Annotated in this window: 16 protein-coding genes and 1 other RNA gene; 10 read left to right on the plus strand and 7 right to left on the minus strand. The window is 33.0% G+C overall.

Features of this window, described 5'->3' with window-relative positions:
• Positions 1 to 2: 2 nt before the first annotated feature.
• The 4 genes from rny to ACFSR1_RS00525 form a co-directional block, all read right to left on the minus strand.
• Positions 3 to 1,568 (minus strand): ribonuclease Y, encoded by a 1,566-nt coding sequence (gene rny, locus ACFSR1_RS00510; RefSeq protein WP_378288560.1) that lies wholly within the window; start codon positions 1,566 to 1,568, stop codon positions 3 to 5.
• Between the two features lie 55 nt (positions 1,569 to 1,623).
• Positions 1,624 to 1,742: non-coding RNA, 6S RNA (gene ssrS / locus ACFSR1_RS00515), on the minus strand.
• 55 nt (positions 1,743 to 1,797) lie between these two features.
• Positions 1,798 to 2,088 (minus strand): cell division protein ZapA, encoded by a 291-nt coding sequence (locus ACFSR1_RS00520; protein WP_378288562.1) that lies wholly within the window; start codon positions 2,086 to 2,088, stop codon positions 1,798 to 1,800.
• Between the two features lie 7 nt (positions 2,089 to 2,095).
• On the minus strand, positions 2,096 to 2,386 hold the full coding sequence (locus ACFSR1_RS00525) for a hypothetical protein (RefSeq protein ID WP_378288564.1): 291 nt from the start codon (positions 2,384 to 2,386) through the stop codon (positions 2,096 to 2,098).
• A gap of 179 nt (positions 2,387 to 2,565) precedes the next feature.
• On the opposite strand from ACFSR1_RS00525, the gene ACFSR1_RS00530 reads away from it, so the two are divergent.
• The gene (locus ACFSR1_RS00530; protein WP_378288565.1) at positions 2,566 to 4,254 is read left to right on the plus strand and encodes a M23 family metallopeptidase; all 1,689 of its coding nucleotides are present in this window, start codon (positions 2,566 to 2,568) and stop codon (positions 4,252 to 4,254) included.
• A gap of 13 nt (positions 4,255 to 4,267) precedes the next feature.
• The gene (locus tag ACFSR1_RS00535; protein ID WP_378288567.1) at positions 4,268 to 6,730 is read left to right on the plus strand and encodes a TonB-dependent receptor plug domain-containing protein; all 2,463 of its coding nucleotides are present in this window, start codon (positions 4,268 to 4,270) and stop codon (positions 6,728 to 6,730) included.
• Here the strand turns inward: ACFSR1_RS00535 and ACFSR1_RS00540 are convergent.
• Positions 6,727 to 7,875, minus strand: coding sequence for a cysteine desulfurase family protein (locus ACFSR1_RS00540; RefSeq protein WP_378288569.1), 1,149 nt, complete (start codon positions 7,873 to 7,875; stop codon positions 6,727 to 6,729). The genes ACFSR1_RS00535 and ACFSR1_RS00540 overlap by 4 nt on opposite strands.
• Before the next feature lie 263 nt (positions 7,876 to 8,138).
• On the opposite strand from ACFSR1_RS00540, the gene ACFSR1_RS00545 reads away from it, so the two are divergent.
• Positions 8,139 to 9,254: a hypothetical protein gene (locus ACFSR1_RS00545; protein ID WP_378288576.1), complete on the plus strand. Its 1,116-nt coding sequence runs from the start codon at positions 8,139 to 8,141 to the stop codon at positions 9,252 to 9,254.
• Positions 9,244 to 10,278 carry a hypothetical protein gene (locus tag ACFSR1_RS00550; protein WP_378288578.1) on the plus strand — a complete coding sequence of 345 codons (1,035 nt, stop codon included), beginning with the start codon at positions 9,244 to 9,246 and terminating at the stop codon, positions 10,276 to 10,278. The genes ACFSR1_RS00545 and ACFSR1_RS00550 overlap by 11 nt, the downstream gene beginning before the upstream one ends.
• A gap of 3 nt (positions 10,279 to 10,281) precedes the next feature.
• On the opposite strand, the gene ACFSR1_RS00555 is transcribed toward ACFSR1_RS00550, so the two are convergent.
• Together ACFSR1_RS00555 and ACFSR1_RS00560 are read right to left on the minus strand one after the other, a co-directional pair.
• Entirely contained in the window at positions 10,282 to 10,836 is a 555-nt protein-coding gene (locus ACFSR1_RS00555; RefSeq protein ID WP_378288580.1) for a DNA mismatch repair protein MutS, read from the minus strand.
• Positions 10,837 to 11,058, minus strand: coding sequence for a hypothetical protein (locus tag ACFSR1_RS00560; protein WP_378288582.1), 222 nt, complete (start codon positions 11,056 to 11,058; stop codon positions 10,837 to 10,839).
• 107 nt (positions 11,059 to 11,165) lie between these two features.
• Here ACFSR1_RS00560 and ACFSR1_RS00565 point away from each other — a divergent pair, with 107 nt between their 5' ends.
• From ACFSR1_RS00565 to ACFSR1_RS00590, 6 genes are all read left to right on the plus strand, one after another.
• Positions 11,166 to 11,438, plus strand: coding sequence for a DUF2752 domain-containing protein (locus ACFSR1_RS00565; protein WP_378288626.1), 273 nt, complete (start codon positions 11,166 to 11,168; stop codon positions 11,436 to 11,438).
• A gap of 11 nt (positions 11,439 to 11,449) precedes the next feature.
• Complete coding sequence (locus ACFSR1_RS00570) at positions 11,450 to 11,767, plus strand: CCC motif membrane protein (protein ID WP_378288584.1); 318 nt, start codon at positions 11,450 to 11,452, stop codon at positions 11,765 to 11,767.
• Between the two features lie 74 nt (positions 11,768 to 11,841).
• Positions 11,842 to 12,144 carry a DUF2752 domain-containing protein gene (locus tag ACFSR1_RS00575; protein WP_378288586.1) on the plus strand — a complete coding sequence of 101 codons (303 nt, stop codon included), beginning with the start codon at positions 11,842 to 11,844 and terminating at the stop codon, positions 12,142 to 12,144.
• Complete coding sequence (locus tag ACFSR1_RS00580; protein ID WP_378288588.1) at positions 12,145 to 12,453, plus strand: CCC motif membrane protein; 309 nt, start codon at positions 12,145 to 12,147, stop codon at positions 12,451 to 12,453.
• Positions 12,454 to 12,598: 145 nt separating this feature from the next.
• Positions 12,599 to 15,442 (plus strand): ligand-binding sensor domain-containing protein, encoded by a 2,844-nt coding sequence (locus ACFSR1_RS00585; RefSeq protein WP_378288590.1) that lies wholly within the window; start codon positions 12,599 to 12,601, stop codon positions 15,440 to 15,442.
• A 43-nt stretch (positions 15,443 to 15,485) separates the two neighbouring features.
• Entirely contained in the window at positions 15,486 to 16,106 is a 621-nt protein-coding gene (locus tag ACFSR1_RS00590; protein ID WP_378288592.1) for a response regulator, read from the plus strand.
• Positions 16,107 to 16,138: the final 32 nt, after the last annotated feature.

Raw genomic sequence — 16,138 nt, forward strand, 5'->3', positions numbered from 1 at the left:
TTTTATTTAGCAATATTTACCGCTCTTGTTTCTCGGATAACGGTAATTTTAACCTGACCCGGATATGTCATATCAGTTTGTATTTTTTGTGAAATTTCAAAGGACAGACTTGCCGCTCTTTCATCATTAACCTTTTCACTTTCTACAATAACACGCAATTCTCTACCGGCCTGAATAGCATATGCTTTCTTAACACCGTTAAACCCGAATGCAATATCTTCAAGATCCTTTAACCTCTGTATATAAGAATCTAACACTTGTCTACGAGCTCCTGGTCTAGCTCCACTAATAGCATCACAAACCTGAACTATTGGTGATATGAGCGCTGTCATTTCTATTTCATCATGGTGAGCACCTATAGCATTGCATACATCAGGCTTTTCTCCATATTTTTCTGCCCACTGCATTCCTAAAATAGCGTGAGGAACCTCAGTTTCTGTGTCCGGAACTTTACCAATATCGTGCAGCAACCCGGCTCTTTTGGCTAGCTTAGGATTCAATCCAAGTTCTGAAGCCATAACACCACATAATTTCGCAACTTCTCTAGAGTGTTGTAATAAATTCTGCCCATAAGAAGAACGATATTTCATTCGCCCTACAGTTTTAATCAACTCTGGATGCAAACCGTGAATACCTAAATCTATAACCGTTCTTTTACCAACTTCTATAATCTCTTCATCTATTTGTTTCCTGGTTTTCTTCACCACTTCTTCTATCCGAGCAGGGTGTATCCTACCATCTGTTACCAATTTATGCAAAGACAGACGAGCTACTTCCCTTCTTACAGAATCAAAACAAGATAATATAATTGCTTCAGGAGTATCATCAACAATAATCTCTACTCCTGTGGCAGCTTCTATGGCTCTAATATTTCTACCTTCACGACCTATGATACGTCCTTTTACATCATCACTTTCAATATTGAAAACAGATACACAATTTTCTACAGCTTCTTCTGTTCCTATTCTCTGTATCGTATTAATAATAACTTTCTTGGCCTCCTGCTGAGCAGTCAGTTTTGCTTCTTCTATGGTATCTTGTATTAATGCCATAGCGTCTGTCTTTGCCTGCCCTTTTAAGGACTCTACCAGTTGCTCTTTAGCTTCTTCTGCAGACAAGCCTGATATCACCTCTAATTGTTGCACCTGACTTTTATGAAGCTTTTTTAGTTCGTTTTGTTTCTTTTCGAGATATTCATTGCGATGATTATAGTCTTTGATCTTCTGTTCCAATTCAGCGCTTAATTTCTTTCCTTTAGAAAGCTCATTAGAAACCTGAGATTCTTTATCCCTGGTTCGCTTTTCGGCTTCAGCCATCTTTTTATCACGAGATAAAATTACTTTTTCATGCTCTGATTTTAATTCTATAAATTTTTCTTTAGCCTGCAGTATCTTATCCTTTTTAATTGTCTCTCCTTCACTTTTAGCTTCTCTAATGATGCTTTGTGAAGTTTTTTTAGCGCTTTTGATAATTTCTGAGGCCTTACTGCGCTCTAATACTTTAGCAATAATAAAACCTATCACTAAACCCGCCACTGCCGCAATAATCAAAAATATAATGTTATCCATAATCCTAGTTAGTGTTTATATATAAAAAAAGCCTGCATTAGCTTGGGTTTTGTATAAACTCTGTAAAAACAGGTTTAGGGCTAACAAGTTGATCAAGGATCCGTAATACTGATAAATCAGCACGGCTTGCTTTTACAACTTAAACTCACCCTTTTGAAATAATTCTTGTTGAGTTTATCAAAAAATAACAACTAATGCAGGCAGTAACCTTATTTATTTTAATGAACGTTTATGATAGATAATCCTGTAACAAACTATTTAGGGCATTTAATCTGCCTGTAACTTGTACCTCATCACTATCTTTATCTATAACTTTTTGTTCTACTTGTGCAGCAAATTGCAAAGCACACATTGCTAATACATCTTGCTTATCTCTCACCGCATAACTTTGCTCAAATTGCTTAATCATAGCCTCAATCTTTTTAGCTGCTTTTCTCAATCCTTCTTCTTGATCAGGATTAATTGTTAATGGATACACACGATCCGCAACTGATAATTTGATTTTTAATTTATCTGCCATATCTTAATTACTCAGACAATTGTGCTATACACACGTCAATCTCCTTTATTAAGGCATTTATTTTGAGCTTGGTTTCCCTTTTATATTCGTCACTGCCCAGCATTGCGTTTGCATTTTTGAGTGCACTGAATTTTTCTTCCCACTGCTTTAATTGATCAACCTGAAGTTCTGAATTAGACTCCAAATCTTTTATTTTCTCCTTAAGATTGGTGTTTTGTTGTTTCAGTAAATCATACTTATGTAGTAACTTACTTATCCTATTCTCAAGAGAATCAACAATTTCAATTAAATCACTCATTATAATTTCACGCAATACTTCGTTACACAAAGTTAACATACCAATTGAAAAAACCCAATAGTTTTTAAACTAATTTTATAGCTTCAATAACTCTTCAATCAAGTATTTAGTTTATAGCCATTTAGTTTTTAATTAACATCACTTTAATTTTAATACTTAAATATTTACTTTTACCTGCTATGCGAGTAATTACATTATTTTTAATCCTAAAATTTACAATAGGATATAGTCAAAGTGATATTCCTACTGACTATTTCATAAATCCTTTAGATATTCCTCTTGCTGTGTCGGGAACTTATGGTGAGCTTCGATCCAATCATTTTCACTCTGGTCTGGATCTTAAAACTGAGGGACAAGAAGGTTTACCGGTGTATGCATCAGCAACCGGAACGGTAAGTAGGATCAAAATTTCGCATTTTGGTTATGGAAAAGCAATGTATATATCACATCCTAATGGGTATACAACTGTATATGCCCATCTTCAAAAATTTTCTCCTAAAATAGAGGCCTACATTAAGAAAAGACAATATGCCAAAGAATCTTATGAAATAGAACTTTTTCCCAAAGCCGGAACGCTATCTGTTACTAAGGGAGATGTTATTGCTTACAGCGGAAATACAGGAGGCAGTGGTGGTCCACACTTACATTTTGAAATAAGGGATGCGAAGGCCAGACCTATGAATCCAATGAGTTTTGGTATAGATGTAAAAGATACTAAAAAACCAATAATCAACAGTGTTTGGTTATACAGCCTGGATGAAACCTCTCATATCAATGGCAATCAAGAACCTGCCAAATTAAGATTAATTCCCCAAGATGATGGAAGTTTTAAAGCATCAAGTGTCGAAGCTATCGGAAAAATAGGAATTGGTGTTTCTACCATAGATCAACAAAATCTGGCAGCCAATAAGAATGGTATCTATAAAATCTCGACAGCGCTTAATGGTCAGGAAAATTTTGCTTTGGAAATGAAACGATTTTCATTCTCAGAAACCCGCTATATCAATCGTTTAATTGATTATGAATACTACAAAAAGAATCGCAGTAGGATTACAAAACTTTTTATTGAAAAAAACAATCCGCTTACGATTTACAAAAACCCTATTGACAAGGGTATTATTAAAATTGAAGACAGCCTGTCTTATACTGCTAAGGTTTTTGTAAGAGATTTTAAAAATAATACAACCATCATTAGCATTCCTATACAAGGGAAAAATATCACAGAGATTACTACAAGAGAAATCATCAAGACTCCCTATCTCGTGACACCAACAGAAAATTTTACGTTTAATTCTGGGATCTTTGATCTTTACATCCCAAAGGGTAGTTTTTATGAAAATGCTTATTTGGATATTCAGGCTAATGGTGATACGATTAAAATTCATCAAGACGAAATCCCTTTACATAAAAATATGACTGTAGTATTTGATGTTTCTAATTACAGCGAAGCAGATAAAAAAAAGTTATATATCGGAAGATTAGGATACAAAGACACACACTACCACGTAAAAACTAACAAGAAAAATAATCGTTTTTCTGCAAGAACAAGAACATTAGGAAGTTATTCTTTATTCTCTGATGAAAGTAAACCAACCATTGTACCTATTAACGTTTCTGATAAAAAATGGATGTCTAAAGCTGATTTCTTGAAAATAAAGATTGATGACGCCGATTCTGGTGTTCAAAGTTATCGCGCTACCATAAATGGAAAGTTTATTTTAATGGAATATGATTACAAAACCGGAATGCTTGTATATGATTTTAATGACAAAATAATTACGGAGACGGAAAATAAATTTAAACTTATTGTGTTAGATAAAGTAGGAAATAATGCTACATTTGAAACAACATTCTTTAGAAAACCGTAAATAGATATACTCTTTGAAAAATCTTCTCTTCCTTTTTGTTTTTTTTCTAGTTTCTTTAAGTCATACCATAATAGCCCAAAACGCAGTTGTAAAAGGTGTAGTACTCGATGAGTCTAACAAGCCAATTATTGGCGCTAATGTATCCTATGAGGATGATGGAACATTAACAGATGAAAATGGTGTGTATGTACTTACCATCCCAGCTAACAAAGAAATAAAAATTAAAATTAGCCATGTAGGACTAAAGGATATCACTTTCACTATTAACCTAAAAGAGAATCAGGAATATGAACTAAACCCGGTTCTGAAAACAGATATAGAGCAAATCAGTGAAGTAGTCATTACCGGTAGAGAACGAAAAGTAGTGGAAGGTATCACTACCCTTGATCCTGAAACTATTCGTATTACTCCATCTGCCAATGCCGGAGTAGAAGGTTTATTAAAAACCCTACCAGGAGTGAGTTCTAATAATGAACTTAGTACACAATATGCGGTAAGAGGAGGAAATTTTGATGAAAATCTAGTATATGTTAATGAGATAGAAGTATATCGCCCATTTCTTATTCGCTCAGGACAACAAGAAGGATTAAGTTTTGTAAATACAGATCTAGTGAGAAATGTGGATTTCTCTGCCGGAGGTTTTCAGGCTAAATTTGGAGACAAACTTTCTTCTGTTTTAGATATCACCTATCGCAGACCTACGCGATTCGCTCTGACAGCAGATCTAAGTTTATTAGGAGGTAGTATATCTGCAGCTGGAATCACAAAGGACAAAAAATTTGCCGGAGTGGTAGGAGTTCGATATCGAGATAATAGTCTTTTAGTAGATGCTCGTCAAACAGAAACCAATTTCAGACCTAGATTTGCAGACGTACAGACGTACCTTTCTTATAATTTCTCTGATAAATTCGAGTTAGGTTTCCTTGGTAATATCGCTATCAACAAATATGATTACGAACCACTTACACGCCAAACTAATTTTGGAACCATAACCGACCCAATAGCGTTAACAGTTTTTTACGACGGTCAGGAAAAAGATCAATATGAAACGTATTTTGGCGCGCTAAAAGGAACATATCAGGTAAACGAAAATTTAACTTTAAAATTAATAGGTTCTGCTTATCATACCCAAGAACAAGAGTATTTTGATATTTTTGCGGCTTATTTCATAGGAGCAGTAAATACAGATATTGGTAGTGAAGATCTAGGTGAAGTTGAATTTAGCGAAGGTATTGGTTCTCAATTGACTCACGCCAGAAATGATCTGGATGCACTTATATTTAATCTAGAACATAAAGGAACATACATTGCTGATGAGCATCAAATAGATTGGGGTATAAAATACACTTCCGAAGATATTAGAGATCGAATTCAGGAATATGAAGTTATAGACTCTGCAGGATTTTCTATTCGTCCTCCCGGCACCTTTGTTAATGATCAGCCATACAATCCTAATGCAAGTCCGATAGTTCCATTTACCAGTGTAAGAGCAACAAATATGGTAACGATAGATCGATTTTCGGGCTATGCTCAGTACAGCTATCGATCTACAATTAACGAACACGAAATTTGGGCAAATGCGGGAGTGCGAGCTCATAACTGGAGTGTTTCTGGAGATGGAATTAACAAAACATCTCAGACCGTGTTCAGTCCTAGAGCGCAAATTGCTATTAAACCCGATTGGAAAAAAGATATGATCTTTAGACTATCTGGAGGATGGTATCATCAGCCACCTTTTTATAGGGAACTTAGAGATATTCAGGGAACTGTTCAGCCTGATGTAAAGGCCCAGCAATCTATCCATATCGTAGCAGGAAATGATTATAGCTTTACGATGTGGAAAAGACCGTTTAAACTGACCACAGAATTATACTATAAAAAACTTACAGATGTTAATTCATACACCATAGAAAACGTAAGAATTAGATATCGTGCTAACAATAATGCAGAAGCATATGCTGCCGGATTCGATCTACGATTAAATGGAGAGTTTGTTCCAGGAACCGAAAGTTGGGTAAGTCTCGGTTTGCTAAAAACCGAAGAAAATCTAGATGACAGGGGTTATATCGCAAGACCTACCGATCAAAGAATAAAAGTTGGAGCCTTATTTCAAGACTACGTTCCTACGATTCCGAATTTAAAAATGTATCTGAACCTTGTATACCAGACCGGTGTTCCCGGAGGTTCACCCAGTAATGCTGACCCTTATGCATTTCAAACCAGGTTACGTGATTATAGAAGAGCAGATTTAGGAATTTCTTATATCGTAGTGGATCAAAAAATAAGACGCAAAGAAGGTAGTTTCTTTAATAAATTCAGAGAATTAAATGTAGGACTTGAAATCTTCAACCTTTTTGACAACCTTAATTCTATTACAAATACTTTTGTTAGGGATGCTGCTTCTCAACAACAATTCGCGATTCCGAACTTTTTAACTCAACGGGTTTTTAATGTGCGATTAGGGATGAAGTTTTAATTCTCTATAAACTCCTTTAATACTTCAACCACATAGTCCACTTCTCCTTTTGTATTATACTTAGAAAAAGAAAATCTAACAGAAGGTTTCAGCATATCTTCTTCAGAAAGTATTTCTGCAAGCACATGAGAGCCTTTACTGCTGCCACTTTGGCAAGCACTTCCTTTAGAACAGGCTATTCCTTTAATATCTAATTGAAATAATAAAATACCGGCTTTTTCTTGTGATATCGGTAGACACACATTGATTAGAGTATACGTACTATGGCCTAGATCACAACAGTTTGCATTAAACTTAACACCATCAATATTTTGCCGTAATTGATCAACAAAATACTGTTTTAGATTAGAAATATATGTTTTTTCTTCTTCCAAGTTCTCATACGCTAATCGTAATGCTTCATCCATTCCTGCTATATTATGCACCCCTTCTGTTCCACCACGATATCCTCTCTCCTGCTCTCCTCCGTAGATCAATGGTTTTAAACCGGAGTTTTTCTTAATATATGCAAAACCTACTCCTTTGGGACCGTGAAACTTATGAGCACTTACCGCGGTAAAATCTACATGTAATCCACTAAGATTTACATCCAGATGCCCTATCGATTGTACCATATCACTATGAAAAAGAGCCTCATATTGCTTACAAAGATCACCCACTTTTTGAATATCTAAAATAGTACCTACCTCATTATTCACGTGCATTAAACTCACCAGAGTTTTTTCTGGAGTTTCTTTTAGCAACTTTTCAAGATGGCTGTAATCAATAGAACCATCTTTATTGATATTAACATAGCTTACCGATATATTGGTATGAGATTGTATTTCTTGTACTGTATGTAACACCGCGTGATGTTCTATTTTGGAAGTAATTATATGTTGTACTTCTAAATCTCTAACGGCACTATTCAGGGCTAAGTTATCTGCTTCAGTTCCACCTGATGTAAAAATGATCTCAGAAGCTTTTACACCCAGATATTTTGCAATATTCTTACGAGCCTGTTCAATATGATTTTTTGCTGACCTACCAAATCCGTGAGTAGAAGAAGGATTACCATAATCCTCTTTTAACACCAAAGCCATTTTATCAATTACCTCAGGTCGCACTTGTGTTGTTGCCGCACTATCGAAATAAACCTTTTGCATTAAATTTAAAAAATTAGTTGTTCACAGGTCAAAAAATACGATTCATGCAGTAACTAATAATGCATTTTATCATATTCCTATTATAAAACCACAAATCTAATTCAAATAAAATTATTTTCCTCGCTGCACGTTATAATCTTTCAATTCCTTTATTTTTGCTCTGATACATCAGATAAACTTAAAGATGCGTAAACATGTTGAAATTTTATTCGTCTTTAAATAAAATTCTTTCTGATATGTTATTAATTTTCAAAAGACAGCATGTGAAAAAGCTTTTATATACTTTAATTTTTTTAGGATTAGCTGCTTGTGATGACGGTGATATTATCGTTACTAGCTTTGATTTTGAGGATGTTGACCTTCAACTATGTGAAGGAGCAAATCCTAATGAATTTGTATTCTTTAAAATAAATACTTCCGTCAATGAAGCGATATCATACAACTTTAGTGACGCAAGATACTCTGAAACAACTACCACAGAAGAGCCTATCATAATTAATTTGGAAAACTCTGATAACAGCTTAATCTATCGACAATTCAATAATTCGATTACTGCAGATTATTATTGTAACAATATTCCTGACAGCAATATTATTGTAACCGAAGAACTTGTTAGTGAGGGTGGTGAAGCAACTATTACGAATGTAATAGTTAGTGAAGATGATAATGATGGAGTAGCATCTACTTTAGAATCTCCTAATGAAATTGATCCGGAAGATGATCCCGACGGAGATGGAGTTCCAAATTATCTTGACGATGCTATGGATGATCCGGAAATTGGTGATGCTAACGGATTGATAGAAGATGGATATGATCAAGATGGTGATCAAATTCCTAATTTTAAAGACCAGGATGATGATAATGACAACGTTTTAACTAGTGTAGAATTTTTTAATATTGATCCTAATGATGATAGTTTTCCAGACACTGATGATGATGGCACTCCTGATTATTTGGATGATGATGATGATGGAGATAAGGTTTCAACTTTAGATGAAGATGTAGATGGCAATGGAAATCCAAGAGATGACGATACGGATAATGACAATATCGCTAATTATTTAGACGATGATGATGATGGAGATGGAATTTTAACTAAAGATGAAGATACTAATGGTAATAATAATCCAATGGATGATGATGATGATATGGACGGGATCCCTAATTATTTAGATAATAATACTGCAGAAGATGTAGCTAATACTAATATGGATAATCCATCTATACTGGACAACACTGTCATAACTATTTTTAGAACTACCTTAACGATTCGTAATCTTAGTCTTAATGAAGTTAACGATCAATTTACGAGTGATACATTCTCTTTTGGCTTTAGAGATGAAACTATTTCTATAACTACCGAAAAAAATGAAGATTAATATAATGATAAATAAATTAGGCTTTTTAATTTGTATTCTTACCATTTTCGGCTGCAGTGAAGGTGATATTCTAGATCTTTCTGTGGAATTCGATCCTGAACCAGAACTTCAGAACTGTGCTAACGAAAATGATAATACTTTTGTTTTCTATACAATTGATAGTTCAATGAAAAAGTCATTATCCGTTAATTTTACCAGTACTACGTTTGATATCGCTCCGGAGGCAGAAGACGTTCCTGTTAACCAAATCACTGAGATTACATTAAACGCAAGTACTAATCAACTCATTTATAGAGAATACGGATCTACTATTGTGGGAGAAGATTATTTTTGCAATAGTGTCCCTCCTGCTAATGTTAGTGTTACTGAAGAACTTATCAGTACTAATGGGACTTTGGAAATAATGTACGAAGCGCTCACTACAAATTCTGAAACACAGGAAAGTTTCAATAGAAAATTGACACTACGAAACATCACTTTAGAAGGTAATGGTAAAGCCATAAGAAGAGAGTTTTTGGATCTGGGAACGGAAGTTATAGATATAGACATTTCAATAGATTTTGATGCAGAATTACTGAATTGTTCTGACACTAACGGAACTTCTTTTGTCTTCTACAAACTTGATCAAGATTCTAATTCATCATTATCTTTTAATTTTGTGGATGCAGCTTTCGATATTACTCCTGCAATTGATGATATTTCTGTAGACACACCAACAGTTATTAACTTAAACCCTACTAACAATCAGATAATTTTCAGAGCATATGATACTGCTGTTACTGATTCAGATGCTGTTGAATATTTTTGTAATAACACTCCACCTATTGGCGTAAACATTACCAAAGAACTTATAAGTTCCAGCGGTACTGTAGAGGTTAGTTATGAGGAATCGGATCCGGTAGAAAACCCGAGAAAATTCACTCGGACATTGACTTTAAAAGATAATGTTTTTGAAGCTGCTAACGGCAATCCTATTCAAATAGAAAGTTTAGTAATTGGGTCAGACGAAATTATAGTAAACTAGTAACTATTTAGGATTTTGTAATATATATATTTCCATAGCTCCAAGACCATATTTTTTGTAATCGGCGTCAGATATTTTTACGTTATCATATCTACCAAACAGGTACTTTAGTTCTTCCTTAAGCACTCCTTGACCCACCCCGTGTATGAATACAATTCTAGGAATACGTTTACCTATCGCAAAATCCAGCTGTCTCTTGGCGGTATCCAATTGTAAAGTTACCATATCGTGATTGGTCATTCCTTTTGTAGACTTTACTAGTTTATGAATATGAAGATCTACTTCCATGGGTGGAACATTTCTTTCTTTCGGTTTTGATAGAGGTCTTTTGGGTTTCTTTTTGAAGACTTCTTTTTGCTGAAGGTTTTTCTCTACTTCTTCGTATGAAGGAACAATTAAACTATCAGATTCTTCTTTGACCAATTCGTGAGCAAAAAACGTCATATCAAAACCATCACTGGACTCGATCGTAACCTCATTTCCTTTGACAGAAACTACTGTACCAATAATTGGTTCATCTAATACAGAAACTTTATCTCCTATTTTAATCATATTCATTTACTCCTCTTCTATGCTATTTTCCTGGTACTCTATATTGGTTTCTGTTGATCTGGATGATACACTAGAATTGACCAAAAACAGTCCTGTCATTAAGCAAATTAGTCCTCCACTTTGAGCATAATAGTTTTTCTTTGACGATGCTATTTCAATAATTAAAAGCACAGCACCCACTATAATTAAAAGGAAACTAATCGTCCTTTTCAACTTTGTTTTATTCATTGTGCAAAAGTATCAAATATTAGATTTTTTTACACACATTAATTCTGGAATACTCAAATTGTGTATATTGTGTCTCTTAATTCAAAAAAATGTCTTTGGAAAAGTATATGTTTCCTTGTCTAAACAAAAAACTATTTGGTGTTGATTGTTTAGGATGTGGTTTACAACGATCTTTAGTGCTCCTGTTTAAAGGAGAATTTGCGGCTGCTTTCCAAATGTATCCGGCGATATACCCTTTACTTATACTGCTTTTTTTCTTAGGGTTTAATTTTTTTATTAAATTTAAATATGATTTACTTATCAAAGTGAGTCTTACTATTATATCTCTGCTTACAATCGTTGTAAGCTATCTAATCAAAATGAAGTTCATTTTTAACTAATCAACTATTTTATGGAAAAACAAACCTTACCCAACTCCACCCTGATTTTAGTCTTTGGTATCTTATCGATTGTGGGATGCTGTTGTTATGGAATTTTGGGATTAATCTTCGCTATTGTAGCTTTAGTGTTAGCTAATAAGGCAACTGCGCTTTATACAGAAAATCCTGAGTTATATGAAGGTTTTAGCAATGTTAAAACTGGTAAAATTTTAGCTATTATAGGATTAATTCTAAGTGGGATTTATATTATTTTATTGATTATATCATTTGCTATGTATGGATTTATGAGTCCAGAAGAAATGCAAGAAATGATCAGGCAATATCAATAATACCTATATTAAAACTATCATCAGACTGCCCGAGTAATTTATCGGGCAGTTTTTATTTATAGAATTTGTCAATAATGAATGAGGTAGTGACTTTCCTAGAAAATAATCTTCTATTCTGCCCTACCAAAAACTTAATAGGAATTGATTGCTTAGGTTGTGGGCTTCAGAGGAGCTTTATTCTTTTGATAGAAGGAAACTTTGTAGCTTCTATTAAAATGTACCCTGCTTTAATCCCTATGCTTATGATGTTTGGGTATTTAATCAGCCATTTATATTTTAACTTCAGAAATGGCGCAATGATCCTTAAATGCTTTTATTTCTTGAATATAATTCTTATTGTTGCCAATTATTTTATTAAACAATTTTTACAGGTATAAATGGAAAACAAACAACAATTACCAAACGCTACTATAATCCTTATCTTCGGTATCGTTTCGATAGTTACTTGCTTCTGTTATGGAATTCTTGGTCTTATATTCGGAATCGTAGCACTCGTCCTTTCTAAAAAAGCAATCGAATTATATAATACTAACCCTGAATTATATACAGGTTATGAAAATGTAAAAGCAGGAAAAATTTGTGCAATCATTGGGATCGTCTTAAGTTCCTTATATTTATTATTTATCATTGGATACTTGGTTCTTATTGGTACAATGATGCCTTGGGGCGAGATATTGAATCAATAATTTATCCTTATTCTATTTTTATAACAACTTCTACTTCAAATATTAAAAATCTAAAGTTTGTTCAATTTAGCTGTTATCCTACGATGTAATTAATAATTTATGACAACACTACATAAAATATGTAGGTAAAATAAACCGCTTCTTTTTGTACTTTAGATTTGTATTGAAAAAAGCTGTTTCCATATTATTATATTTAATTATTAATTTTGCTTTTTCCCAGCAAAATTTAATTCATTACACCAGTGCTGATGGACTTCCTCATGATATAACCTATGGTATTTATCAGGATAAGAAAGGATATATTTGGATAGGAACCGACGATGGTTTAGCCAAATTTGACGGAAAAGAATTTAAAAACTATACCACGAATGATGGTTTATCCTCCAACTACATTATTGATATTAATGAACTATCGACCTCAGAACTTGTATTAGCTACTTGGAGAGGAGGAATAAACATTCTCGATACAGAAACTAACAGAGTTTTTAACAATTCCAACAGCCCTCATAAAATAGGAAACCTTCAGGTATTTAATGATACTATCTACAACACTCATAATAAACACAATAATATTTACTGGTTTTCTGAAGATGCTACAATCAACTTTAGAACCGAAGTTATAACACAAAAAGAAAAATCCGGTGAAATACATACTACCTCAAGAGTAGATAAAAAAGCAACGGCATTGAAATATCAAGTAATTGATGATACTCTATACGCACATGCCACATCTACTATAGCGCTTCCTATTAAGGGACTTCTGGTTAAGAAAAAAGATATGTTTTCTCATCGGTTTTTATTTCTAAAGGACAAAATCATTACCTCATTTACTAAAATTGATATATCATTCTATGTAGCAGCGCAAAACGATACATTACTTTTTTTTAATAACAACAAAATTCTCTTTACCGATAAAATAAATATTGATGGACTATCAATAAACAAAATTATTTCTAGAAATCAAGAGGAGCTTATCCTACAGGCTATTGATCCAAACGGTTTTAAATATGCTTTTAAATATCATATAAAAAGAAAAAGCATAACGGATCTTAGGGATTATCACGGCATAGAATCTACCATTTCTGATGTTTTAATAGATCGAGAAAACAACCTTTGGATTTCTACTTTTGGAGAAGGTATATATTGTATTTCCTCCTACAACAATGAACTAAGCACTTTTGAAACGAATACTAACATTATTGATATCGTTTTTCTCAAAAATAAAACATATTTAGCCTCTAATTATAAGTTATTCGTTCTGGACTCTCTATATAAGTTGGAAAAAGAACTTAAGCTAAAGGGATTCGTCAAAGATCTGTTCGTACTAAATGACACCATCCAAGTAGGATCATTGGACCTAAGAAATGATAATATAATTAATGAAATAAAGGAAACCTTTGCTTACAACTTTTTTCAGACCAAAACATATGGAACTATTATAATAAATGACAGTATTCGTTTTGTTAACAAAAAAAAATCCTATCCCTACCCTAGGTTAGATTATAATATTTTTAATGCTTTTGAGCATAAAGAACAATTATATTTTGGAACAAATAAAGGCTTGTTTTGGTTCAACCCCATTCTTGATAAAGTCGAAGAAGCTTCATCTTTAAATTCAAGATTTGGCAAACAAGTAATAAATTCTGGAAAAACAGTAGGAGACACACTTTATCTAGGTACAAATGAAGGCTTATTCAAAATTTATGATGAAAAATTTGTTCGATTTACTGAAAAAGATGGTTTATTAAATAATAGAATTAATTCTTTGACTATTGATCACAAAGGAAATATTTGGATTGGAACTCAGAAAGGTCTTTCTGTTCTAGAAAAAGATAATTTTATTAGTTACAATCAAAAAAATGGTTTGACCTCTACTTATATAAGCAAAGTTGTGGAGGATTCTAATTATTCTATATGGGCTACAGGTAATAAAGGAGTTTCAATTATTGACAATAAACAGAGTTTAGTAACATCAAAGCCACCAGAAATAGAGGTTTCCAGATCGGAGTTATTATTTTACTATAGCGCAATCACATACAACCCTAATGAACCAATAGTACAGTACAAAATAAACACCTCTGACTGGATAAAAATCAACAAAAACGAAGGAATCTTAAATTTTAATGATTACAAATCCGGATCTTATTCCTTAACGATTAGATCAAAAAACATTGATAGTGTTTGGAAAGAAACAGGTTCCTATAATTTTGTAATTAAATTACCTTGGTATAAAACCTGGTGGATTATATCCTTGATCAGTTTTGTATGTTGCCTTGTCATTATTACATTTATCTTACATAGATTAAAAAAATCTAGACAAAAAAACAAACGACTACAAAATGTAATAGAAAGAAGAGATCAACTCGAAAAAGAACTTATCTCAGTAAGAAATAATATTGCTCAAGATTTTCATGATGATCTTGGCAATAAATTGGCACGCATATCTATCCTCTCTAATCTGTTGAATGAAGATAAAAATTCAATAAAAAAAGAAGATAAAGAACTATTGCAACAGATAATTTCTGATTCGAACTATTTATTTAAAGGTACTAAGGATTTTATTTTTTCACTACAATCTCAAAGTGACTATCTAGAAGAAGTAATTACGTATCTATCCGACTTTGGAGAAGAATACCTCTCTCAATTTGACATTATTTTTGAAGTTGAAAAGTCCATTTCTAATGATATCAAGCTACCATATTATTGGAGCAAGCAACTTATCTATATTTTTAAAGAAGCAATTACTAATGCTGTAAAACACTCCTGCTGTAAAAAAATATGCATGCATTTTAAATATACAGAAGACGTATTAACCATTATTTGCAAAGATGATGGAATAGGTTTTAAAACTGAAGAACAAAAAAGAATCAATGGTTTAGAAAATATAAAAAGAAGAGCTGCCAAAATAAATGGACAGCTCTTTATAAAATCAGTGATTACAAAAGGTACCGAAGTGTATTTTTCTGGTAAAACCACATCAAATGTGTAGTCATCTTTATTAAAATCAGTAGTATTTTTGTTAATTAAACACTATGAACCATAATATCGTAATCATTGAGGATAATATCCCATTAAGCAAAGGTTTCAAAACTATAATTGACAGAACTCCATCTTATACGGTTGTAGCTATGTATGAAACCTGTGAAGAAGCTATTGAGAATTTAAAATTCGATAAGCCAAGAATTATCCTGATGGATATTGAGTTACCAAAAATGAATGGTGTTCTGGGTACTAAGAAAATCAAATCTTTATATCCAGAAATAGATATTCTAATTGTGACTGTATACGAAAATTCTGAAACTGTATTTGATGCCTTATGTGCAGGTGCGTCTGGTTATTTAACTAAAAATGCCTCTAAACTTCAATTAGTATCTGCCCTTGATGAAGTCTTAGATGGAGGAGCCCCTATGAGTATACATATTGCAAAAATGGTTGTTCAATCTTTTAGAAAATCACCCACTACTATTCTTTCAGAACGCGAAACCGAAGTGCTTACTTTACTTGCCTCAGGAAAAAGTTATAATAGTGTGGCCAAGGCATTATTTATAAGTGTTAATACCATTAGATTTCACGTAAAAAATATTTACGAAAAACTACAAGTTTGCACCAAAGAAGAAGCTATTCAAAAAGCAAACAAGGACCGCTTGATATAAAATCTACATACTTTATGTAGTCCAACTTACTA

Origin of the sequence: Aquimarina rubra (assembly GCF_042684305.1) — a bacterium.
GTDB lineage: Bacteria > Bacteroidota > Bacteroidia > Flavobacteriales > Flavobacteriaceae > Aquimarina > Aquimarina rubra.

Bases quoted from the DNA above. Each gene is read 5' to 3' on its own strand.
- ACFSR1_RS00540 (WP_378288569.1), bottom strand. From the start codon at position 7,875: ATGCAAAAGGTTTATTTCGATAGTGCGGCAACAACACAAGTGCGACCT.
- ACFSR1_RS00555 (WP_378288580.1), bottom strand. From the start codon at position 10,836: ATGAATATGATTAAAATAGGAGATAAAGTTTCTGTATTAGATGAACCA.
- ACFSR1_RS00530 (WP_378288565.1), top strand. From the start codon at position 2,566: ATGCGAGTAATTACATTATTTTTAATCCTAAAATTTACAATAGGATAT.
- ACFSR1_RS00590 (WP_378288592.1), top strand. From the start codon at position 15,486: ATGAACCATAATATCGTAATCATTGAGGATAATATCCCATTAAGCAAA.
- ACFSR1_RS00520 (WP_378288562.1), bottom strand. From the start codon at position 2,088: ATGGCAGATAAATTAAAAATCAAATTATCAGTTGCGGATCGTGTGTAT.
- ACFSR1_RS00575 (WP_378288586.1), top strand. From the start codon at position 11,842: ATGAATGAGGTAGTGACTTTCCTAGAAAATAATCTTCTATTCTGCCCT.
- rny (WP_378288560.1), bottom strand. From the start codon at position 1,568: ATGGATAACATTATATTTTTGATTATTGCGGCAGTGGCGGGTTTAGTG.
- ACFSR1_RS00525 (WP_378288564.1), bottom strand. From the start codon at position 2,386: ATGAGTGATTTAATTGAAATTGTTGATTCTCTTGAGAATAGGATAAGT.
- ACFSR1_RS00560 (WP_378288582.1), bottom strand. From the start codon at position 11,058: ATGAATAAAACAAAGTTGAAAAGGACGATTAGTTTCCTTTTAATTATA.
- ACFSR1_RS00565 (WP_378288626.1), top strand. From the start codon at position 11,166: ATGTTTCCTTGTCTAAACAAAAAACTATTTGGTGTTGATTGTTTAGGA.
- ACFSR1_RS00550 (WP_378288578.1), top strand. From the start codon at position 9,244: ATGAAGATTAATATAATGATAAATAAATTAGGCTTTTTAATTTGTATT.
- ACFSR1_RS00570 (WP_378288584.1), top strand. From the start codon at position 11,450: ATGGAAAAACAAACCTTACCCAACTCCACCCTGATTTTAGTCTTTGGT.
- ACFSR1_RS00580 (WP_378288588.1), top strand. From the start codon at position 12,145: ATGGAAAACAAACAACAATTACCAAACGCTACTATAATCCTTATCTTC.